The sequence below is a fragment of the Kluyvera sp. genome, from assembly GCF_965301105.1.
The window spans coordinates 22315-43761 of record NZ_CBDKZX010000033.1; the positions used below are offsets into that span (position 1 = coordinate 22315).

Genomic DNA, 21447 nt, shown 5'->3' on the forward strand with positions numbered 1-21447 from the left:
CAGGATGACTTCCTGTGGCGCTTGTCAGCGCCATTCTCTCTTTTCGCTCCCCGCCGCTACACCTCGGCCATGTTTATTGCCGCTTGCCGTAAACAATCGTCTGAAGGACGTCTTTTCCCTACTTTTTATACTTTTATTTTGCGCCTTTCTGACGTGAGTTATTTGTTGTTTTGTTTTTATAATTCATTGTTTTATATTGTTATTTAATCAATATCCGTATGATATTGTGATGTCAATCACCTTCTGCCTTTTGCCAATACAAAATCTATAAAACTAGATGTTTGTCGAGTTTTCATCTAAAAATAGCGGTGAAGGGACTAGACACGACCATCTTATGGTTATCAAATGGTTAAAAACTCAGAGTCGAATGTAAAAAATCGACAAAATTAGAAAATGGTTAGCCTGCTTACACGACTTACCTGCGTGACAACGCACCTTCTCTGGAGAAACTATGCATTCCACTGTTAATAAAAACGAAAGCCGAACCTTTTTCGGTCACCCTTATCCGCTGGGGTCGCTGTTCTTTACCGAAATGTGGGAGCGCTTCTCGTTTTACGGCATTCGCCCGTTACTGATCCTGTTTATGGCCGCTACCGTGTATGACGGCGGTATGGGATTAGCGCGTGAAAACGCGTCGGCGATTGTTGGTATCTTCGCGGGCACCATGTACCTGGCGGCGCTGCCGGGCGGTTGGCTGGCGGATAACTGGCTCGGCCAGCAAAAAGCGGTGTGGTACGGTTCCATCCTGATTGCGCTGGGACATCTGTCTATCGCGCTGTCGGCGTTTATGGGCGACAACCTGTTCTTTATCGGCCTGATGTTTATCGTACTGGGGTCGGGTCTGTTTAAAACCTGTATCTCAGTGATGGTCGGCACTCTGTATAAAAAAGGCGATGCCCGTCGCGATGGCGGCTTCTCCCTGTTTTATATGGGTATCAACATGGGGTCGTTTATCGCGCCGCTGATTTCCGGCTGGCTGATTAAATCCCACGGGTGGCACTGGGGCTTTGGTATCGGTGGTATCGGGATGCTGGTCGCGCTGGTTATCTTCCGTGTGTTCGCCGTACCGGCGATGAAGCGCTACGACAGCGAAGTGGGGCTGGACTCCACCTGGAACAGCCCGGTGGTGAAAAAGAACGGCGTAGGCGCATGGCTGCTGGCGCTGGCGGTGGGCGTCGCGGTGGTTATCACCCTGATTGCTCAGGGCGTGATCGTGATTAACCCGGTGGCCGTGGCGAGCGTGTTGGTGTACGTGATCGCGGCATCGGTGGCGCTGTACTTTATTTACCTGTTTGCCTTTGCGGGCCTGAGCCGTAAAGAACGCGCGCGTCTGCTGGTGTGCTTTATTCTGCTGGTTTCCGCCGCGTTCTTCTGGTCCGCCTTTGAGCAGAAACCCACTTCCTTCAACCTGTTCGCCAACGACTATACCAACCGCATGATCGGTGATTTTGAGATCCCGGCGGTATGGTTCCAGTCAATTAACGCCCTGTTTATCATCCTGCTCGCTCCGGTCTTCAGCTGGGCGTGGCCTGCGCTGGCGCGTAAGAACGTGCGCCCGGGCAGTATCACCAAGTTCGTGATCGGTATTCTGTGCGCGGCAGCAGGCTTTGGCCTGATGATGATGGCGGCGCAGAACGTGCTGAGCAACGGCGGCGCGGGCGTTTCGCCAATGTGGCTGGTGGGGAGCATTCTTATGCTGACGCTCGGCGAGCTGTGTCTGAGCCCGATTGGGCTGGCGACCATGACGCTGCTGGCACCGGAAAGAATGCGCGGCCAGATGATGGGGCTGTGGTTCTGCGCCAGCGCGTTGGGTAACCTGGCCGCTGGCCTGATTGGCGGCCACGTGAAGGCCGACCAACTGGATATGCTGCCGGATCTGTTCGCCCGCTGTTCTATCGCGCTGCTGATCTGTGCTGCCGTATTGTGCGTGCTGATTGTTCCGGTACGCCGGATGCTGGAAAACAGCAAATCCAGCGCGGAGCAGAACCCGGCGACTAACGTCTGATTGCCATTCAACATCACCTGCCGGCGCCGATGCGCCGGCTTTTTTTTGCGCAAACGGCGGCCAAAAGGGTGACAGCTCACGAAAAAATGCAAGAACGTGAGCGGTTTCTTTGAAATCCCGCTCGATTCCAGTCCATAGTATAGACTTGTTTACTACGTGGTTAATTTAAGGACAAGAATATGCCAGCAGTCATTGATAAAGCGTTGGATTTTATTGGTGGTATGAATACGTCTGAGCCGGTGCCACAGTCTATGGACGAAAGTACAGCGAAGGGAATTCTGAAATATTTGAAAGAGCTGGGCGTGCCCGCGAGTGCGGCCGACATTACGGCGCGTGGCGATCGCGAAGGCTGGAATGCTGGATTCACTCAGAAGGTTGCTGGCTGGGCCGACAAGGTTGACTCCGGTGAACACATGCTGATTAAAAACCCGGAATACTTCTCCGATTATATGCGCGAAGAGCTTCGTGCGCTGGTATAAACCCTAAGTCGGCGCTCTCGCTTTGACGGTGAGAGCGCAAAGTCCGTTGTTTATTTGCATATTTTCTCTCAATAAGCGATTTCGGCCTGGCTGCAATTAATCTGAAAACTGTTGGCCTTCCTTGAGCCATCATCTTCCCGCTTTTATAATTCCGCTAAGAAAGACCGAATTTAATAAAAATATAATTAAAAACATCATCATATGAATGGTGCTTTTAGCTTTTTACTCCCCTGCATCCAGAGATAAATATGAACTCAACCGTTAAATATCGTGCCGATATCGATGGGCTGCGCGCGCTCGCCGTACTCCTTGTGGTGCTCTTTCACTTTGGACTGGGATTCCCCGGTGGATTTGTGGGCGTCGATGTTTTCTTTGTCATTTCGGGGTATCTGATTGGCGGCCATATTTATCAAAGTAAGCTTGCGGGCCATTTTTCGTGGGGGCAGTTTTACGTTCGCCGAATAAAGCGAATTCTTCCCGCGCTGATTGCCGTTGTGATTGCCGTCTGGCTGGTGATGTTTTTTATCTCTACGCCAGCCGATTTCAGGAAATTAGGCCGTGATGCCGCGGCGACGCTGTTGTCGGTCTCTAACGTAACGCTCTGGAATTCCATCGACTATTTCAGCCCCAGCGCCGAGCATAATCCTTTATTGATGACCTGGTCATTGGGCGTGGAAGAACAGTTCTATTTTCTCGCGCCGCTTCTGATTCTGGTACTGACGCGTTTTGATAAAAAACTCTCGTTTTTACTGATGGGGAGCGTCACGCTGCTCTGTTTCGCCATTGCCGCCGCCGGAACCCTGCAGATTCCGCATAGCGCATGGTTTTTGACGCCGTTTCGCGCCTGGGAGCTGTTTGCCGGGGCGCTACTGGGAATGGCCCATACCCACTTTCCCGCGGCATTCTCGACAAAGGTTGATAACCTGAAATCTGTCGTGGGTGTTTTACTCATTGCCTGGTGTGCGCTTTTTTACGACGCGCAGACCTCTTTCCCTGGGCTGGGGGCGCTGCCCGTGGTGATGGGCGCCGTGTTGCTGCTGGACGGGCAAACGGCGCTTATCAACCGCCGTTTGCTAACCTGGAAACCGCTGCGCTTTATTGGGCTCATCTCCTATTCACTCTACCTGTGGCACTGGCCGGTTATCAGCCTTTATCACTATCTTTGTGAAGCGGAGCCGGGGAACGGGATGCGCGTATTGCTGATTGTGCTCTCGTTTTTGCTGGCGACGATCAGCTATTACCTCATCGAAAAACCTTTTCGGGCGGCGCAGTTGCCGGCATCTCGCGTATTCTGGCGCTACGGGATGGCGATGGGGCTGCTGACGCTGGTCTTTGCCACCACCTGGCTGCAAAAAGGTTTTCCCGCCCGTTGGCCTGAGGACTTTGCCCGGATGCAGTCGGAGATAGAAGAGGCGGAAGATAGTTGCATGACCTCATACGGCAATATTCTGCTGACCGGAACCTCGCGCTGCACCGGTGGCGAGGCGCAGGAGAAAATTGCGCTGATTGGCGATAGCCATGCCGGGGCGCTAGCCGCGGCCTTTCGTCAACTGGCGCAGGACCGTCATCTGACGCCGGTGATTTTCGCGAAATCATCCTGTGCGCCGCTGTTCGGCGTGTATCGCCTTGCCGATGGTTGGCCGCTGCATGACGCGCAGTGTCGGGCATTCAAGCTCGATGTCGACAACTATCTGGCTCAGGATAAGCAGATCTCGACGGTGATTCTTACGGGCTTCTGGCAGTCCGGTTTGATGGCAGGAAAAGCCCCCTGGCAGTCGGAAACGACGCCGTCATTAGGCCCTGCTCAGGCGCTGCAGCAGGGGTTGGCGGAGACCATCACGCGTCTGCAGAAAATGGGTAAGCGGGTTATTGTGCTGGGCGATGTGCCGATGATGAATTTTTCCCCGCCCAAACGCGTAATGCGCTGCTTTAGCCGGGCGTTTGCCTATGCGAACCCACAAAGCGCCGGAATGTGCGAGGTGGTGGGGCACGATAGCGTTGAGCCTGATGCCAGCGCGGCGCTGATTGGCAAGGTATCGACGAAGCTGAACGCTGAATTCGCAAGCCTGAAAGACGCGTTGTGTGACACGGCGACCTGCCGTTTTGCGGAGAGCGCACATATTTACTACAAAGATCCACAGCATCTGACGCGATACGGTGCGGATAAAGTGCTGAAAAGCGTGGTGATGCCGCTGATTGCGCGCTAAGGCGCGGGGTCATGCAATAAAAAAGGCCACTCGTGAGAGTGGCCTAACTGTATGTATTTGCTGCTTAAATTTGGTGGCCCCTGTTGGGTTTGAACCAACGACCAAGCGATTATGAGTCGCCTGCTCTAACCACTGAGCTAAGGGGCCAATTAGCCGACGATTATAATGTAACAATGGCCGCCAATCCAGCGCTAAGCGTGCACATGCTGTTTTTATAAACAATGCATTTTCAATTCGTTATACTCGTCTCACGATGTATAGGTCGAGGATATTATGGTTAAGGACATTATCGATTCAGAGTTGCGGGTACTGTTTTGTGGTATCAACCCGGGACTGTCATCGTCTTCACTGGGCTATCCTTTTGCCCATCCAGCAAACCGCTTCTGGAAGGTGCTGCATCTGGCGGGGTTTACCGATCGCCAGTTGAAGCCGGAAGAGGCGGCGCAGATGCTGAAATTTCGCTGCGGCGTGACCAAGCTGGTTGAGCGCCCGACGGTGCAGGCCACGGAGGTGACCTTGCAGGAGCTGCGTAGCGGCGGCCAGGCGCTGATTGAGAAGGTTGAGCACTATAAACCAGCGGCGCTGGCGGTGCTGGGCAAGCAAGCCTTTGAACGCGGCTTAGGGCAGCGCGGCGCGACGTGGGGGAAGCAGACCTACAGAATTGGCGACACCGAAGTGTGGGTGTTACCGAATCCGAGCGGATTGAGCCGAATAACGCTGGATAAGCTGGTGGAAGCGTATCAGGCGCTGGACTCGGCGTTGAAGGCACGTGGCCTGTAGGCAGGGTAAGCGAAGCGCCATCCGGCAGAACCCGCGCAGATTGCCGGATGGCGGCGTAAACGCCTTATCCGGCCTACCGCTCCCGCGCGGATAACAGGCAAAAAAAAGCTCCCAAAAGGGAGCTTTTTCACATTGGGCAGGGCGATTAATCGTCCAGGAAGCTACGCAGCACTTCAGAGCGGCTCGGGTGGCGCAGTTTACGCAGCGCCTTCGCTTCGATCTGACGGATACGTTCGCGGGTAACGTCGAACTGTTTACCCACTTCTTCCAGCGTGTGGTCGGTGTTCATATCGATACCGAAACGCATACGCAGAACTTTCGCTTCACGCGCGGTCAGGCCAGCCAGCACGTCGTGCGTTGCCGCACGCAGGCTCTCGGTGGTCGCAGAATCCAGCGGCAGCTCGAGGGTGGTATCCTCGATGAAATCCCCCAGATGCGAATCTTCATCGTCACCGATCGGCGTTTCCATGGAGATAGGCTCTTTAGCGATCTTCAGCACTTTACGGATCTTGTCTTCCGGCATCAGCATGCGTTCAGCCAGCTCTTCCGGCGTCGGCTCGCGGCCCATCTCTTGCAGCATCTGACGGGAGATACGGTTGAGCTTGTTGATGGTCTCAATCATATGTACCGGGATACGGATGGTACGCGCCTGGTCGGCGATGGAACGGGTGATTGCCTGACGAATCCACCAGGTAGCGTAGGTGGAGAACTTGTAACCACGACGGTATTCAAACTTATCAACCGCTTTCATCAGACCGATGTTGCCTTCCTGAATCAGATCGAGGAACTGCAGACCACGGTTGGTGTATTTTTTAGCGATAGAGATAACCAGACGTAAGTTCGCTTCAACCATCTCTTTTTTCGCACGGCGGGCTTTCGCTTCACCGATGGACATGCGACGGTTGATATCTTTAACCTGCTCGATGGTCAGGCCGGTTTCTTCTTCAATCTGCTGCAGTTTCTGCAGGCCGCGGTGAACGTCATCTGCAACGTCGTGCAGTTTTTCAGACCACGGTTTGTTCATCGCGATAGCCGCGTTGAACCAGGTTTCGCTGGTTTCGTTGCCGGTGAAGAGGGTGATGAAGTTCTTCTTCGGCATTTTGCACTGTTCAACGCACATCTTCATGATGATACGTTCCTGGGTACGCACGCGATCCATCATGACACGCATGCTGTTCACCAGGTAGTCGAACTGTTTCGGCACCAGACGGAACTGTTTGAACACTTCAGACAGCTTCAGAATCTCTTCCTGAGCGGCAGCGTGGCTACGGCCTTTGGCTTTGATAGTGTCGCGAGTGACTTCGTACTGCGTACGCAGTTCGGCGAATTTCTCACGCGCCAGTTCAGGATCGATGCTGTTGTCATCGTCGCTGCTGTCGTCGCTATCGTCGTCTTCATCTTCATCGTCGTCATCCATCTCTTCCTGAGACAGTTCGGAACCGACGTGAGTGGCGGTTGGCGCCATATCTTCTTCGGCGTTCGGGTCGACGAAACCGGTGATCAGGTCGGACAGACGGGCTTCTTCCGCTTCAACGCGATCGTATTGTTCCAGCAGATAGGTGATGGCTTCCGGGTATTCGGCAACGGAGCACTGTACCTGGTTGATCCCGTCTTCAATACGTTTGGCGATGTCGATTTCGCCTTCGCGGGTCAGCAGTTCTACGGTACCCATTTCGCGCATGTACATGCGCACCGGGTCGGTTGTACGCCCGATTTCAGATTCCACGCTGGACAGAACCTGTGCAGCCGCTTCTTCTGCGTCTTCATCAGTGTTGTTGGAGGTTTCAGCCAGCAACAGATCATCGGCATCCGGTGCTTCTTCCATCACCTGAATACCCATGTCATTGATCATTTGGATGATGTCTTCGATTTGATCTGAATCGACGATATCTTCCGGCAGATGGTCATTGACCTCGGCATAGGTCAGATAGCCTTGCTCCTTACCACGTTGGACAAGAAGCTTGAGCTGTGACTGCGGGTTTTGCTCCATAAGACGGTATCCACACTTAATTCATTTGATTGGTGTCGGTCGGCGAACGAACCGCCGACATTTAAAGCGAGGGCGTACTTATATTAGTGCCGCTGCGCCTCGGGCGGCTGTCGGGGGCTTCCCGATAGGTATTCGGCAGTTAAGCCGTTAAATTCATTTTTTTTCCAGGGCCTGTCTGATTTCCCAGAACTCCCTGCGCTCTTCACTGCTCAAACCGTGCGTGCGATCGCGAGCTATCAACTCTTCCTGTCGCTGTTCAAGCATTGAATCAAAAATTCGGTTTAGCGTGTCGGTGAACATTTTTTCAACATTCTCATCCTTTATATCGTTCCAGGTTGAGAGTTTTTCAAGTGTTGAGTATTCACTTGCTCCGCGATAATTCTCTAACAGTTGGCCCGTTGTCAGGCCGGGTTGCGCCACACACAGGTTGACCAGTTCGCTGAACAGGTTGAGCCCCGGTAGCTTTGCCTGAGCCAGCCCATGCATAGGAGGTACAAGTGGTGCCAGATTTGGGTTTTGCACCAGTAGTCCTATCAGTATACGCATAGGCGTCTGTTTTATCTGCTGAGGCGGGCGTACCACGCCACTTTCTGCCTGTTTTGGCATTAAACGATCAAGCGCCGCATCGTCAAAGATGCCCAGCTTCAGCCCCAGCGTCTGGCGCAGCTGAATCCGGTGCGCGTCACCCGGCACCTGGCTTATCAGCGGCAGAGCCAGCGCGGCGAGCTGCGTGCTGCCGTCCGGTGAACTGAGATCAACCTGCGGTAAGAGACTGTTAAATAAGAAGACAGAGAGCGGTTGTGCGTGCTCCATCCGTGCTTCAAAGGCCTCTTTACCCTCTTTACGTACCAGCGTGTCCGGATCTTCACCCTCGGGCAGGAACATAAAGCGTAGCTGACGACCGTCGGTCATGTACGGCATCGCGGTTTCCAGCGCACGCCATGCGGCGTCGCGGCCGGCGCGGTCACCGTCGTAACAGCAAATCACGTTGTTTGTCGCACGGAATAACATATGAATGTGGTCCGCCGTGGTCGACGTACCCAGCGAGGCGACGGCGTAGTTGATACCGTATTGCGCCAGCGCGACAACATCCATATACCCTTCGACAACCAGCAGACGCGGTGGTTCAGCGTTGTGCTGCTGGGCTTCATAAAGGCCATACAGCTGACGGCCTTTATGGAAAATATCGGTTTCCGGGGAGTTGAGGTATTTTGGCGTATCGTTACCGAGTACGCGGCCACCAAAACCAATCACCCGGCCTCGTTTATCGCGAATCGGGAACATCACGCGATTGCGGAAACGGTCGTAGGTTCTTCCCTGGTCGTTATTGACCAGCATTCCGGCATCGAGCAGCAGCTTCCTGTTGTCGACATTTCCGCCGAAACGTTTTAAGGCGTTATCCCAGCCCGGCGGCGCAAAACCAATAGCAAACTGCTGGACAATCTCGGCACTCAGACCGCGTTGCTCCAGATACTGGCGTGCTGGCTCGGCGATGGGTTGGGCGAAGGATTGCTGATAAAAATCATTTAACCCTTCCATTAGCTGATAGAGATTCTGACGCTGGTGACGCTCTATCTGGCTAAGACCTGTTCCGGCTTCGTACGGCACTTCAAGGTTGTGCATGGCCGCCAGTTCTTCAACGGTTTCAACGAACTCGAGCTTGTCGTAGTTCATTAAAAAGTCGATGGCATTGCCGTGCGCGCCGCAGCCGAAGCAGTGGTAAAACTGCTTATCACCGTTCACGGTGAAAGAGGGGGTTTTCTCGTTATGGAACGGACAGCACGCATGGTAATTTTTGCCCTGCTTTTTCAGCTTCACCCGTGCATCGATCAGATCGATGATGTCGGTGCGCGCCAGCAGATCATTAATAAATACGCGTGGGATTCGTCCAGCCATAGGCCCCGTTTATTTTGAAGACTTATAAACGAAAACAAGCCGCGCATTCCTTTCGGAAGCACGGCCTTGCAACTACAACTCGGTCTGTAACCTGAGAGCCGATGCTCTCAAGAGATTAGTACAGACGAGTACGGCGTGCGTTTTCGCGAGCCAGTTTCTTCGCGTGACGTTTCACTGCAGAAGCTTTAGCGCGCTTACGTTCGGTAGTCGGTTTTTCATAGAACTCACGACGACGAACTTCCGCCAGAACACCTGCTTTTTCGCAGGAACGCTTGAAGCGACGCAGAGCTACGTCGAACGGCTCGTTTTCACGTACTTTAATTACCGGCATGTGCCTCTCACCTTTGATTAATTCGGTTTGCCGCTGGCATCAACGCCAGCTTATTTCAAAATGGTGCGGAATTTTACTGCAATTGCTGTTGCTTTGTAAAGCACCGACGCGTTTTTGAACGGGACTTTTTAAGGGTGAGGAGTATACACGAGGCTGCCTGCTGGGGCGAACAATGTTTTACAAGCCGGGACAGAAAACCTACACTGCGCGGTATTGAAACGAGGTAAATCTAGCCATGCGTGTACTGGGTATTGAAACATCCTGCGATGAAACCGGCATCGCAATTTATGACGACGAAAAAGGTCTGTTAGCCAACCAGTTGTATAGTCAGGTGAAATTACACGCTGACTACGGCGGTGTGGTGCCTGAGCTGGCGTCGCGTGACCACGTGCGTAAAACGGTTCCCCTGATTCAGGCGGCCTTACAAGAAGCGAACCTGACGGCCAAAGATATCGACGCGGTGGCCTACACCGCCGGTCCAGGTCTGGTTGGCGCGCTGCTGGTCGGCGCAACCGTAGGACGCTCGCTGGCGTTTGCCTGGAATGTGCCGGCTATTCCGGTCCACCATATGGAAGGCCATCTGCTGGCGCCGATGCTGGAAGATAATCCGCCGGAATATCCGTTTGTGGCGCTGCTGGTATCCGGCGGCCATACACAGCTGATTAGCGTCACCGGTATCGGTGAGTACACGCTGTTGGGCGAGTCCATTGACGATGCGGCGGGGGAAGCTTTTGATAAAACCGCCAAGCTGCTCGGTCTGGATTATCCCGGCGGCCCAATGCTGTCGAAGCTGGCTTCGCAGGGGACGGAAGGGCGCTTTGTGTTTCCGCGTCCGATGACCGATCGTCCGGGGCTGGATTTTAGCTTCTCCGGCCTGAAAACCTTTGCCGCGAACACTATCCGCAATAACGGCGATGACGATCAAACGCGTGCTGATATCGCCCGCGCCTTTGAAGATGCGGTAGTGGATACGCTGATGATCAAGTGCAAACGCGCGCTGGATCAAACCGGCTTTAAGCGCCTGGTGATGGCGGGCGGCGTAAGCGCTAACCGTACGCTGCGCGCGAAGCTCGCGACGATGATGCAAAAACGCGGCGGTGAAGTATTCTACGCGCGTCCGGAGTTCTGTACCGATAACGGCGCGATGATTGCCTATGCGGGCATGGTGCGTCTGAAAACGGGCGTCAATGAATCGCTGGGCGTGACCGTGCGTCCACGTTGGCCGCTGGCGGAGCTGCCGGCCGCCTGACGTTCTGGCCGAGACTCGTGATAAAAAGCCCTCCTGAAGAGGGCTTTTTTGTGCGTGTTAGTCGGTGCCTTTGGGCTTGCGCTTTTTCAGGCGCGCCCAAATTTTTGTCTCCTGCCGTCGCCACAAACGCTGAATGTTGTCATGATGACGCAGCAGAATGAGGCACGACAGCATCGATACCGGGAAGGTGTACTGGGGCTTGAACCACCAGACATAGAACGGCGCGACCAGCGCGCTGACGATGGCGCCCAGTGACGAATAACCGCTCAGCAGAATTGTCAGCAGCCAGGTTCCGGCCATTACTCCGGTTAGATCCCAGCCGATAGGGGCAATCGCGCCAAACGCGGTCGCCACGCCTTTTCCGCCCTGAAAATGGAAGAAAACCGGCCAGATATGGCCCAGACAGGCGGCGATCGCGACCAGCCCAAGCCAGAATGGAGTAAAGCCAAGGGCATAGGCACCCCAGACGGGCAGCATCCCTTTCAGGATGTCGAAAACCAGGACGGCTACGGCAGCACCCTTGCCGCCGATGCGTAAGACATTGGTGGCGCCGGGATTACCGGAACCACTGGTGCGAGGGTCAGGTAACCCCGCGAGGCGGCAGACCAGAATGGCGCTGGAAATTGAGCCGCAAAGGTAGGCAAGGAGGATCATTCCAGGCTCGATTGCACTCATAACGCTGTTCCATTTTGAAAATGTCGAAGTATTCTCTGCATCTGTGGATAATACGCATAATTCGCCGGAAGTGGTATCCGGTTTAGCCTAAAACCAAGCAGGTCGTGATGGATATTGTATTTATAGAGCAACTTTCGGTAATCACCACTATCGGTGTTTATGACTGGGAACAAACCATTGAACAGAAGCTGGTGTTCGATATCGAATTAGCCTGGGACAACCGCAAAGCCGCCGTCAGCGACAACGTGGAAGACTGCCTGAGCTATGCGGATATCAGCGAAGCGGTAGTAAAACACGTGGAAGGCAGCTGTTTCGCGCTGGTGGAACGTGTTGCGGAAGAGGTTGCCGACCTGCTGATGTCGCGCTTTAACACCCCGTGGGTGCGCATTAAGGTGAGTAAACCGGGCGCCGTGGCGCGCGCCGCCAACGTGGGCGTGATCATTCAGCGTGGCCATAATCCTAATTAATCTCATTATTCGTCATATAACTTAAACCAAAATGATTTATACCGGTCTTAGTGCCGGGTTTATTTTATTGTTTACTTTTAAGGGTTTATTTAATGAGCGATATGCACTCGCTGCTGGTGGCGGCTATTCTGGGTGTGGTCGAAGGATTGACTGAGTTTCTGCCCGTCTCCAGCACTGGCCATATGATTATCGTCGGCCACCTGCTGGGCTTTGAAGGAGATACGGCGAAGACGTTTGAGGTGGTGATCCAACTGGGTTCGATCCTCGCGGTGGTGGTGATGTTCTGGCGTCGGCTGTTTGGCCTGATTGGCATCCACTTTGGCCGTCCTCCGGTGCACGAAGGTGAAGGCTCAGGCCGTTTGTCGCTCATTCATATTCTGCTCGGGATGATTCCGGCGGTGGTGCTGGGGCTGGTGTTCCACGACGCCATCAAATCGTTATTTAACCCGATTAACGTGATGTACGCGCTGGTGGTGGGCGGTGTCCTGCTGATTGCCGCGGAATGCCTGAAGCCGAAGGTGCCGCGCGCGGTTGGCGTGGATGATATGACGTATCGTCAGGCATTTATGATTGGCTGCTTCCAGTGTCTGGCGCTGTGGCCGGGCTTCTCCCGTTCGGGAGCGACCATTTCCGGCGGTATGCTGGTCGGCGTGAGCCGCTATGCGGCGTCGGAGTTCTCTTTCCTGCTGGCGGTGCCGATGATGATGGGCGCGACGGTGCTGGATCTCTACAAGAGCTGGCACTTCCTGACTGCCGGTGATATCCCGATGTTTGCCGTCGGGTTTGTGATGGCCTTCCTGGTGGCGCTGGTGGCCATCAAAACCTTCCTGCAGCTGATTAAACGTATTTCGTTTATTCCGTTCGCTATCTACCGCTTCATCGTCGCGGCCGCGGTCTACGTGGTCTTCTTCTGATGCCGTGCCCTCAGTCTTTTGGCTGGGGGCAACGTTTTTCCTTCCAGTTGGCCACCGCCTGAATTCGGCGTCGTGTCAGTTCTTCGCGGATTTCCGGCCCTTTAAATCCGGCCTCAATCACCTCTTTGTTGCCCACGCTTCTGGCAACGGCCCACGCTTCCCGTAGCAGGCGTCCCTGTGGGTAATCACAGGCTTCGAAGCGAGTACGCCCGCGCACGTCGGCTTCGCTGGTAAGCGCAATCTGTTCTACACGCTGCGGCTTGCGCCAGGCGTCGATGGAGTCGAACAGTTTCACCAGCGTTTTCGGCTGCAGAATGGGCAGGGTATGAATCAGGTCATGGAATTCGGCGACCAGTTTTGCCAGCTCGCGCATGTCGTTCGGCACTTTCAGACGCTGGCACAGCTGCTCGACCAGCTTAACCCCCGCCGGGCCGTGGCCGTGGTGACGAGGCCAGAACTCTTTTGGCGTCAGCCCCTTGCCTAAGTCGTGGCACAGCGTAGCGAAACGGACGTCAATATCCGGGCTGAGCATCGCGGCCATCGATACGGTCATCAGCGTATGCACGCCGGTATCAATTTCCGGGTGCCATTTCTCCGGGGCCGGCACGCCAAACAGCGCGTCGATTTCCGGGAACAGCACCTTTAGCGCGCCGCAGTCGCGTAACGTCTGGAAAAAGACTTGCGGGTTACGGGTGCCGAGTGCGCTTTCCGTCTCTTTCCAGACACGCTCAGGCGTCAGATGCGCCAGCTCGCCAGCGTCGGCCATTTCGCGCATCAAGGCCAGAGTTTCGTCGGCAATACGGAAGCTAAGATGGGCGTAACGCGCGGCAAAACGCGCGACGCGTAGCACGCGCAGCGGGTCTTCCGCGAAAGCGGGGGAGACATGGCGCAGAATGCGCTGCTGGAGATCGCGCTGGCCGCCGTACGGGTCGATAATCGTCCCGTCGCTGTCCTCGGCAAGCGCGTTAACGGTGAGGTCGCGGCGCAACAGATCTTGCTCCAGCGTGACGTCCGGCGCGGCGTAGCAGGTAAAGCCGGTATACCCGGAACCCGATTTTCGCTCGGTGCGCGCCAGCGCGTACTCTTCGTGGCTGTTCGGATGTAAAAATACCGGAAAATCGCGGCCTACCTGCTGGTAGCCCGCATCAAGCATCTGCTGCGGCGTGGCGCCGACCACGACCCAATCTTTATCTTTGATCGGTAGGCCCAATAGCCTGTCCCGAACTGCTCCGCCGACCAGATAACTCTTCACGCCACGCTTCTCCTCATCATTTTCTTTCTGATAATACGAAAGAAGTCGACTTAAGGCGAGTTGGCTTAGTTCATCCAGCGATCTTTGCGTTTACGGCTTGGAATGATGTGCGGCAGCACCAGACCGAGGATCAGGCCAATACCGAGCACGCCGCCGCCGTACATAAACCACTGCATGATGATGGTGCGCTGTTTATCATCGAGCTGCAGATTCGCGGCGTTCACCTTTTTCTGCGCCACGATAAGCTCGTTTTTCAGCTTCTGGTTCTCATTTTTCAAACCGTTGATCACCGTATCGCTCTCAGCAACCTTTTTCTGCATTTCTGCGGTGCGCTGGTTCCAGGTGGTGTCGATGTTGTTCAGTTTGTCGGTCAGGGTTTTGACCTGATTTTCGAGATCCGGCACGCGGGTGCGCAGGCTTGGCGTCGCGGTCAGCTCTTTGAGCGGGATCCACGCGGTACGGCCGTTGCTGTCACGCACCTGGCCGTATTGGGTATTTTCGTTGGTCTGCAGCAGGGTGACTTCTTCACCCGCGTTGACGGTGCCTGCCAGGCGATAGTTATCGCCCGGGCCGCTGCGTACCCAGGTGTTCAGTTCATCGGAGACATACCGCTTTTCATCGGCGTGAGCGACGGTAGAAGCAGTAAGTGCAAGTAAAGTAATGGCAATTAAGCGTAATTTTGGCATCAGATCATCGTTTTTGTCATAAAAGTGGAACGATAGTAGTGGCAACAGTCTGACGACGCAAAGCATTCTGCGGCAATCGGAATCCTCCAGGAGGAAAAATTGCATCAGCTGTTGGCCTGACAAATTGCGCATTGCATGGCAATTTGTCGCAAAATACTATCTACTGACAAAAAGAATACCTGTAAGTTCGCCGTAAAGGTATTTCCCGGCAACGAAACCATAAGAATTCAGTCATGGCTCAAGAAATCGAACTCAAATTTATCGTCGATGGCGCTGGCGTTGAGACGCTGCGCAACCACCTTCACACACTGAACGCAGAGCACACCCCGCCGGGGCAGTTGCTGAATATCTATTACGAAACTGCCGATAACTGGCTGCGCCGCCACGATATGGGGCTGCGTATTCGCGGCGATAATGGTCGTTACGAGATGACCATGAAAATCGCCGGTCGCACCGTGGGCGGCCTGCATCAGCGCCCGGAATACAATATCGACATCAGTACGCCCGAACTGGCGCTCGACAAACTGCCTGCCGAAGTGTGGCCGAACGGCGAAATGCCCCAAGGGCTGGCGGAGCAGGTCAATCCGCTGTTTAGCACCGACTTCTACCGCGAAAAATGGGTGGTGAAGCACGGCAAAAGCCAGATTGAAATCGCGCTGGATCAGGGCGAGGTCAAAGCGGGCGAGCATCAGGAAGCCATTTGCGAACTGGAACTGGAGCTGCTGAGTGGTGAAACCGCTGACGTGCTGGCGCTGGCGAAGCAGCTGGCCGAGACCGGCCTGCTGCGTCAGGGCAGCCTGAGTAAAGCCGCGCGCGGCTACCATCTGGCGCAGGGTAACCCGGCGCGAGAGCTGCAGGCGCTGACGATTTTAACGCTGCCGCCAAAGGCAACGGTAGGCCAGGCGATGGAGGCGGCGCTGGAAAAAGCGCTGGCGCACTGGCAGTACCACGAAGAGCTATGGCTGCGCGGTAATAAAAAGGCGAAAACCGAAGTGGTTAACGCGCTGGGCCTGGTACGTCATATTCTGACGCTGTTCGGCGGCATTGTGCCGCGTAAAGCCAGCGCCAGCCTGCGCGATGGGCTAACCCAGGTTGATGCGCTGATGGCAAGCGATGCCTCTGTGCATGATGCGGTCTTCAGCCGCGAAACCGCGCTGACCAAACTGGCCTACACCGAGTGGCTGGTAACGCGCGGCTGGCAGGCGTTCCTCGATGCTAAAGCCGAAGCCAAACTGGCCGATTCGTTTAAACGCTTTGCCGATATTCACCTCTCCCGTCAGGCTGCCGAGCTGCGTAAGACGTTCGCCTATCCGTTGGGGGATAGCTATAGCGATCAGTTGCCGCGTCTGACGCGCGACATCAATACCGTTCAGCTGCTGTCGGGTTACTACGACTACGAACGGGCGGCGCAGTGGTTGTCCAACTGGCAGGGCCTGCGTCACGCCATCGAGACGCGCCAGCACATTGAAATTGAACATTACCGCAATGAGGCACTGTCGGTTGAGCCGTTCTGGTTACACAGCGGCAAACGTTAATTAACTTCAGGGAACCCGTGTATGACGCCGCTTTCTTCGCAGTTACAGCAGCACTGGCAAACGCTCCTGGACCGCGCCCCGGAAGATTTTCCCCTTGGGGCGCTGAGTACCGAAGCGCAGGCTGTTTTCACCTTTAGTGATTTTGTTCAGCAAAGTTTAACGGCGCACCCCGAGTGGCTGGCGTCGCTGGAAAGCGAGCCGCCGCAGGCGGACGAATGGCGGCAATACGCGGGCTGGCTACAGGCCGAACTGGCGGAGGTTTACGATGAAGCGGCGCTAATGCGCGCGCTGCGTCTGTTCCGTCGGCGGATAATGGTGCGCATCGCCTGGTCGCAGGCGCTGTCGCAGGTTTCCGAAGAAGATACGCTTCAACAGCTTAGCCACCTGGCGGAAACGCTGATCGTCAGCGCCCGTAACTGGCTGTATGACGCCTGCTGCCGCGAGTGGGGCACACCGTGTAGCGCTGATGGCGTTCCGCAGCCGCTGCTGATCCTGGGTATGGGTAAGCTGGGCGGCGGCGAGCTGAATTTCTCCTCTGATATCGATCTCATTTTTGCCTGGCCGGAGCATGGCAGCACCCAGGGGGGGCGTCGTGAACTGGATAACGCCCAGTTCTTTACCCGCCTGGGGCAGCGCCTGATCAAAGTGCTCGACCAGCCTACGCAGGACGGTTTTGTCTACCGCGTGGATATGCGGCTGCGTCCGTTCGGCGACAGCGGCCCGCTGGTGCTGAGCTTTGCGGCGCTGGAGGATTATTACCAGGAGCAGGGGCGCGACTGGGAGCGCTATGCGATGGTCAAAGCACGTATCATGGGCGATGACGACGGTGTTTACACTAGCGAGCTGCGCGCCATGCTGCGGCCCTTTGTCTTCCGCCGCTATATCGACTTCAGCGTGATCCAGTCTCTGCGCAACATGAAAGGGATGATCACCCGCGAAGTACGTCGTCGTGGCTTGAAGGACAACATCAAGCTGGGCGCGGGCGGCATTCGCGAAATTGAGTTTATCGTTCAGGTCTTCCAGTTGATTCGCGGTGGCCGCGAGCCTACGCTGCAAAGCCGTTCGCTGCTACCGACGTTGACCGCCATTGAGGCGCTCAATCTGCTGTCAGAAAACGATGCGCAGGTGCTGCGTGAAGCGTATCTGTTCCTGCGTCGCCTGGAAAACCTGCTGCAAAGTATTAACGACGAGCAGACGCAAACGCTGCCCGGCGACGATCTTAACCGCGCGCGTCTGGCGTGGGGTATGCATTTTGCCGACTGGGAGACGCTCACGGAGCGGCTGGATGCGCTGATGGCGCAGGTGCGACGGGTGTTTAACGAGCTTATCGGCGACGATGAAGAAAGTTCGCAGGAAGAGCAGCTGTCGGAGTCCTGGCGTGAACTGTGGCAGGACACGCTGCAGGAGGATGATTCACCGGCTGTGCTGATTCATCTGAGCGACGACGATCGTCATCGCGTGTTGTCGCAGATTGCCGATTTTCGCAAAGAGCTGGATAAGCGCACCATCGGCCCGCGCGGCCGTCAGGTGCTGGATTCACTGATGCCGCATCTGCTCAGCGAAGTGTGCGCCCGCGAGGACGCGCTGGTGCTGCTGTCGCGCATTACGCCGCTGCTGAGCGGCATCGTCACCCGAACGACCTATCTGGAGTTGCTGAGCGAGTACCCCGGTACGCTGAAGCACCTGATTCGCCTGTGTGCGGCTTCGCCGATGGTGGCCAGCCAGCTGGCGCGCTATCCGCTGCTGCTGGACGAACTGCTCGACCCGAACACGCTGTACCAGCCGACGGCTACCGACGCCTATCGCGACGAACTGCGCCAGTATCTGCTGCGCGTGCCGGAAGAAGACGAAGAGCAACAGCTGGAAGCACTGCGTCAGTTTAAACAGGCGCAGCTGCTGCACATTGCGGCGGCCGATATCGCTGGCACGCTGCCGGTCATGAAGGTCAGTGACCACTTAACCTGGCTGGCTGAGGCGATGATTGACGCTGTGGTGCAGCAGGCGTGGGTGCAAATGGTGGCGCGCTACGGCCAGCCGACCCACCTGCGTGAACGCTCCGGTCGCGGTTTTGCGGTGATTGGCTATGGCAAGCTGGGCGGCTGGGAGTTGGGGTACAGTTCGGATCTCGATCTGGTGTTCCTGCACGATTGCCCGATGGATGCGATGACCGACGGTGAACGCGAAATTGACGGTCGCCAGTTCTACCTACGTCTGGCACAGCGCATTATGCACCTGTTCAGCACCCGCACCTCGTCCGGTATTTTGTATGAAGTGGATGCCCGTCTGCGCCCATCCGGGGCGGCCGGGATGCTGGTGACCACCGCCGAAGCGTTTGCCGATTATCAGCAGAACGAAGCGTGGACCTGGGAGCACCAGGCCCTGGTGCGCGCCCGCGTGGTGTATGGCGATCCGCAGCTTCAGCAGCAGTTCGACGCGATCCGTCGTCAGATCCTGACCAATACGCGCGACGGCGCGGCGCTGCAAACCGAAGTCCGCGAGATGCGGGAAAAAATGCGCGCTCATCTCGGCGGCAAGCAGCGCGACCGTTTCGACATTAAAACCGATGCTGGCGGTATCACCGATATTGAGTTTATCACCCAGTATCTGGTGCTGCGCTACGCTCACGAGAAACCGAAGCTGACACGCTGGTCGGATAACGTGCGCATCCTCGAGCTGCTGGCGCAAAACGACATTATGGATGAGCAGGAAGCGCAGGCGTTAACCCGCGCTTACACCACGCTTCGCGATGCATTGCATCATCTGGCGCTTCAGGAGCTGCCGGGCAATGTGGACCTGGCGAGCTTCGTAAAAGAGCGCGAACTGGTGAGCGCCAGCTGGCAGAAGTGGCTGGTTCAACCGTGAAATGTGCTATTATCGCGCGAAAATTTTGATTCTCTCAGGAGACACGAATGAAAGTGACGCTGCCGGAATTTGAACGTGCAGGAGTAATGGTGGTTGGCGATGTGATGCTGGATCGCTACTGGTATGGCCCAACCAGCCGTATTTCCCCGGAAGCCCCGGTGCCGGTGGTCAAGGTGGAGACCATCGAAGAACGCCCTGGCGGCGCGGCGAACGTGGCAATGAACATTGCTTCTCTGGGCGCAAATTCTCGTCTCGTGGGCCTGACCGGTATTGACGACGCGGCGCGCGCGCTGAACAAAGCGCTGGCCGACGTGAACGTCAAATGTGATTTCGTCTCGGTGCCGACGCACCCGACGATCACCAAGCTGCGCGTGCTGTCACGTAACCAGCAGCTCATTCGTCTGGATTTTGAAGAAGGGTTTGCTGGCGTGGATCCACAGCCGCTGCATGACCGCATTCAGAGCAGCCTGCCTAATGTCGGTGCGCTGGTGCTTTCCGACTACGCCAAAGGCGCGCTGGAAAGCGTGCAGCAGATGATTAAGCTGGCGCGTCAGGCGAAAGTACCGGTATTGATCGACCCGAAAGGGACTGATTTTGAACGCTATCGCGGCGCGACGCTGCTGACGCCGAACCTGTCCGAGTTCGAAGCGGTAGTGGGGAAATGTAAAAACGAAGAAGAGCTGGTTGAGCGCGGCATGAAGCTGATTGCCGATTTCGATCTTGCCGCGTTATTAGTGACTCGCTCCGAACAGGGCATGACGCTGCTGCAGCCAGGCAAAGCGCCGCTGCATCAGCCAACTCAGGCGCAGGAAGTGTACGACGTGACCGGCGCGGGTGATACGGTGATTGGCGTGCTGGCGGCGACGCTGGCCTCCGGTAAGACACTGGAAGAGGCCTGTTTCTTCGCTAACGCCGCCGCGGGTGTCGTGGTGGGTAAACTCGGGACGTCAACCGTTTCGCCTATCGAGCTGGAAAACGCCGTGCGCGGTCGTGCGGATACCGGTTTTGGCGTGATGAGTGAAGAAGAGCTTAAGCACGCGGTGGCTGCCGCGCGTCGTCGCGGTGAGAAAGTGGTGATGACCAATGGCGTGTTCGATATTCTGCACGCGGGCCATGTTTCTTATCTGGCGAACGCACGCAAGCTGGGCGATCGTCTGATCGTGGCGGTCAACAGCGATGCGTCAACCAAGCGTCTGAAGGGCGAGTCTCGCCCGGTAAACCCGCTGGATCAGCGGATGATCGTGCTGGGTGCGTTGGAGTCGGTAGACTGGGTGGTCTCGTTTGAAGAAGATACGCCGCAGCGCCTGATTGCCGGGATCCTGCCGGATCGCCTGGTGAAGGGCGGCGACTATAAGCCAGAACAAATTGCCGGTAGCGAAGAAGTGTGGGCGAACGGTGGTGAAGTGCTGGTGCTGAACTTTGAAGATGGTTGCTCAACGACCAATATTATTAAGAAGATTCAGAAGGATAGCGGGAAGTAACGCTTCGCGCTTCCCCTCACCCGAACCCTCTCTCCGTAGGGAGAGGGGACCGCTCGGTTTGCTCCCTCGCCCCTTTGGGGAGAGGGTCGGGGTGAGGGGCCGTTCGACTTACTCTTTTTCTTCAGCAACTGGCGCCGTGTCGCGGTTTTCCAGCTCGCTAATCCGCTGTTCCAGCAGCGCCAGCTTTTCACGCGTGCGCAGCAATACCTGCGTTTGTACGTCAAACTCTTCACGACTCACGACGTCAAGGCGCGTCAGCTGAGACTGGATCACCTGGCGAACTTTCTTCTCAATGTCATCCCCGAACTCTCGCAGACCTTTCGGCATGGATTCGTGGACCTGGCGGGCGATTTGTTCAATTTTCTTCGGGTCGATCATCTCTGTTTCCCTGATTCTGTCGGCATTACTGCTATTGTAGTGTCTTCTCCCCATACGATAAACCAGAATTGTTCGAAGCTTATGCATTGCCGAAGATAGTCATTAGCGTTATAGTGAGTGCGCTTATTCTCAGGGCGGGGCGAAATTCCCCACCGGCGGTAAATCAGCTACGGCTGAAAGCCCGCGAGCGCTTCTTGTGAATTCAGGAAGGTCAGCAGATCCGGTGTAATTCCGGGGCCGACGGTTAAAGTCCGGATGGG

At 55.8% G+C, this 21447-nt stretch carries 17 protein-coding genes, 1 tRNA gene and 1 riboswitch; of the genes, 10 read left to right on the plus strand and 8 right to left on the minus strand.

Annotated features, from left to right (window positions below; translation table 11 throughout):
• Positions 1-451: 451 nt before the first annotated feature.
• From ACW14G_RS12920 to ACW14G_RS12930, 3 genes are all read left to right on the plus strand, one after another.
• Complete coding sequence (locus ACW14G_RS12920; protein WP_163447857.1) at positions 452-2005, plus strand: peptide MFS transporter; 1554 nt, start codon at positions 452-454, stop codon at positions 2003-2005.
• Between the two features lie 179 nt (positions 2006-2184).
• Positions 2185-2484, plus strand: coding sequence for a DUF1889 family protein (locus ACW14G_RS12925; RefSeq protein WP_065356095.1), 300 nt, complete (start codon positions 2185-2187; stop codon positions 2482-2484).
• Between the two features lie 248 nt (positions 2485-2732).
• Entirely contained in the window at positions 2733-4691 is a 1959-nt protein-coding gene (locus ACW14G_RS12930) for an acyltransferase family protein (RefSeq protein WP_419057366.1), read from the plus strand.
• 71 nt (positions 4692-4762) lie between these two features.
• Here the strand turns inward: ACW14G_RS12930 and ACW14G_RS12935 are convergent.
• Positions 4763-4838, minus strand: a tRNA-Ile gene (locus tag ACW14G_RS12935).
• 126 nt (positions 4839-4964) lie between these two features.
• On the opposite strand from ACW14G_RS12935, the gene mug reads away from it, so the two are divergent.
• A complete protein-coding gene (gene mug, locus ACW14G_RS12940; RefSeq protein ID WP_163447859.1) occupies positions 4965-5471 on the plus strand; it encodes a G/U mismatch-specific DNA glycosylase in 507 nt (168 codons plus the stop codon).
• A gap of 145 nt (positions 5472-5616) precedes the next feature.
• On the opposite strand, the gene rpoD is transcribed toward mug, so the two are convergent.
• The 3 genes from rpoD to rpsU all read right to left on the minus strand — a co-directional run bounded on the left by rpoD (position 5617) and on the right by rpsU (position 9688).
• Positions 5617-7461: an RNA polymerase sigma factor RpoD gene (rpoD, locus tag ACW14G_RS12945; protein WP_455648616.1), complete on the minus strand. Its 1845-nt coding sequence runs from the start codon at positions 7459-7461 to the stop codon at positions 5617-5619.
• A gap of 153 nt (positions 7462-7614) precedes the next feature.
• Positions 7615-9357 carry a DNA primase gene (dnaG, locus tag ACW14G_RS12950; RefSeq protein ID WP_167574991.1) on the minus strand — a complete coding sequence of 581 codons (1743 nt, stop codon included), beginning with the start codon at positions 9355-9357 and terminating at the stop codon, positions 7615-7617.
• A 115-nt stretch (positions 9358-9472) separates the two neighbouring features.
• Positions 9473-9688, minus strand: a complete 216-nt coding sequence (rpsU, locus tag ACW14G_RS12955; protein ID WP_001144069.1) for a 30S ribosomal protein S21 — start codon at positions 9686-9688, stop codon at positions 9473-9475.
• A gap of 235 nt (positions 9689-9923) precedes the next feature.
• Between rpsU and tsaD the strand changes: the two genes are divergently transcribed.
• The gene (tsaD, locus tag ACW14G_RS12960) at positions 9924-10937 is read left to right on the plus strand and encodes a tRNA (adenosine(37)-N6)-threonylcarbamoyltransferase complex transferase subunit TsaD (RefSeq protein ID WP_064542267.1); all 1014 of its coding nucleotides are present in this window, start codon (positions 9924-9926) and stop codon (positions 10935-10937) included.
• 57 nt (positions 10938-10994) lie between these two features.
• Here tsaD and plsY read toward each other — a convergent pair whose 3' ends face one another.
• Positions 10995-11612: a glycerol-3-phosphate 1-O-acyltransferase PlsY gene (gene plsY / locus ACW14G_RS12965; RefSeq protein ID WP_163447862.1), complete on the minus strand. Its 618-nt coding sequence runs from the start codon at positions 11610-11612 to the stop codon at positions 10995-10997.
• A gap of 107 nt (positions 11613-11719) precedes the next feature.
• On the opposite strand from plsY, the gene folB reads away from it, so the two are divergent.
• Positions 11720-12079 (plus strand): bifunctional dihydroneopterin aldolase/7,8-dihydroneopterin epimerase, encoded by a 360-nt coding sequence (folB, locus tag ACW14G_RS12970; RefSeq protein ID WP_249022720.1) that lies wholly within the window; start codon positions 11720-11722, stop codon positions 12077-12079.
• A 92-nt stretch (positions 12080-12171) separates the two neighbouring features.
• Positions 12172-12993: an undecaprenyl-diphosphate phosphatase gene (bacA, locus tag ACW14G_RS12975; protein WP_065356077.1), complete on the plus strand. Its 822-nt coding sequence runs from the start codon at positions 12172-12174 to the stop codon at positions 12991-12993.
• A 10-nt stretch (positions 12994-13003) separates the two neighbouring features.
• Here the strand turns inward: bacA and ACW14G_RS12980 are convergent, their stop codons facing one another.
• Both ACW14G_RS12980 and ACW14G_RS12985 read right to left on the minus strand, forming a co-directional pair.
• Positions 13004-14245 carry a multifunctional CCA addition/repair protein gene (locus ACW14G_RS12980; protein ID WP_249022721.1) on the minus strand — a complete coding sequence of 414 codons (1242 nt, stop codon included), beginning with the start codon at positions 14243-14245 and terminating at the stop codon, positions 13004-13006.
• Between the two features lie 65 nt (positions 14246-14310).
• A complete protein-coding gene (locus ACW14G_RS12985) occupies positions 14311-14931 on the minus strand; it encodes a TIGR04211 family SH3 domain-containing protein (protein ID WP_163447864.1) in 621 nt (206 codons plus the stop codon).
• Between the two features lie 233 nt (positions 14932-15164).
• Between ACW14G_RS12985 and ACW14G_RS12990 the strand changes: the two genes are divergently transcribed.
• From ACW14G_RS12990 to hldE, 3 genes are read left to right on the plus strand one after another with little or no spacing between them, the layout of a single operon-like run.
• Positions 15165-16466, plus strand: a complete 1302-nt coding sequence (locus tag ACW14G_RS12990) for a CYTH domain-containing protein (RefSeq protein WP_249022722.1) — start codon at positions 15165-15167, stop codon at positions 16464-16466.
• Positions 16467-16487: 21 nt separating this feature from the next.
• Positions 16488-19328, plus strand: coding sequence for a bifunctional [glutamate--ammonia ligase]-adenylyl-L-tyrosine phosphorylase/[glutamate--ammonia-ligase] adenylyltransferase (gene glnE, locus ACW14G_RS12995; protein WP_249022723.1), 2841 nt, complete (start codon positions 16488-16490; stop codon positions 19326-19328).
• Positions 19329-19375: 47 nt separating this feature from the next.
• Entirely contained in the window at positions 19376-20809 is a 1434-nt protein-coding gene (gene hldE / locus ACW14G_RS13000; RefSeq protein WP_167574996.1) for a bifunctional D-glycero-beta-D-manno-heptose-7-phosphate kinase/D-glycero-beta-D-manno-heptose 1-phosphate adenylyltransferase HldE, read from the plus strand.
• 108 nt (positions 20810-20917) lie between these two features.
• Here hldE and ubiK read toward each other — a convergent pair whose 3' ends face one another.
• Complete coding sequence (gene ubiK, locus ACW14G_RS13005) at positions 20918-21187, minus strand: ubiquinone biosynthesis accessory factor UbiK (RefSeq protein ID WP_163447868.1); 270 nt, start codon at positions 21185-21187, stop codon at positions 20918-20920.
• Positions 21188-21308: 121 nt separating this feature from the next.
• Positions 21309-21447: riboswitch (FMN riboswitch) on the plus strand. This riboswitch is flagged as partial in the annotation.

Coding starts and splice junctions, on each gene's coding strand:
- ACW14G_RS12920 (WP_163447857.1), top strand. CDS start 452: ATGCATTCCACTGTTAATAAAAACGAAAGCCGAACCTTTTTCGGTCAC.
- ACW14G_RS12925 (WP_065356095.1), top strand. CDS start 2,185: ATGCCAGCAGTCATTGATAAAGCGTTGGATTTTATTGGTGGTATGAAT.
- ACW14G_RS12930 (WP_419057366.1), top strand. CDS start 2,733: ATGAACTCAACCGTTAAATATCGTGCCGATATCGATGGGCTGCGCGCG.
- mug (WP_163447859.1), top strand. CDS start 4,965: ATGGTTAAGGACATTATCGATTCAGAGTTGCGGGTACTGTTTTGTGGT.
- rpoD (WP_455648616.1), bottom strand. CDS start 7,461: ATGGAGCAAAACCCGCAGTCACAGCTCAAGCTTCTTGTCCAACGTGGT.
- dnaG (WP_167574991.1), bottom strand. CDS start 9,357: ATGGCTGGACGAATCCCACGCGTATTTATTAATGATCTGCTGGCGCGC.
- rpsU (WP_001144069.1), bottom strand. CDS start 9,688: ATGCCGGTAATTAAAGTACGTGAAAACGAGCCGTTCGACGTAGCTCTG.
- tsaD (WP_064542267.1), top strand. CDS start 9,924: ATGCGTGTACTGGGTATTGAAACATCCTGCGATGAAACCGGCATCGCA.
- plsY (WP_163447862.1), bottom strand. CDS start 11,612: ATGAGTGCAATCGAGCCTGGAATGATCCTCCTTGCCTACCTTTGCGGC.
- folB (WP_249022720.1), top strand. CDS start 11,720: ATGGATATTGTATTTATAGAGCAACTTTCGGTAATCACCACTATCGGT.
- bacA (WP_065356077.1), top strand. CDS start 12,172: ATGAGCGATATGCACTCGCTGCTGGTGGCGGCTATTCTGGGTGTGGTC.
- ACW14G_RS12985 (WP_163447864.1), bottom strand. CDS start 14,931: ATGCCAAAATTACGCTTAATTGCCATTACTTTACTTGCACTTACTGCT.
- ACW14G_RS12990 (WP_249022722.1), top strand. CDS start 15,165: ATGGCTCAAGAAATCGAACTCAAATTTATCGTCGATGGCGCTGGCGTT.
- glnE (WP_249022723.1), top strand. CDS start 16,488: ATGACGCCGCTTTCTTCGCAGTTACAGCAGCACTGGCAAACGCTCCTG.
- hldE (WP_167574996.1), top strand. CDS start 19,376: ATGAAAGTGACGCTGCCGGAATTTGAACGTGCAGGAGTAATGGTGGTT.
- ubiK (WP_163447868.1), bottom strand. CDS start 21,187: ATGATCGACCCGAAGAAAATTGAACAAATCGCCCGCCAGGTCCACGAA.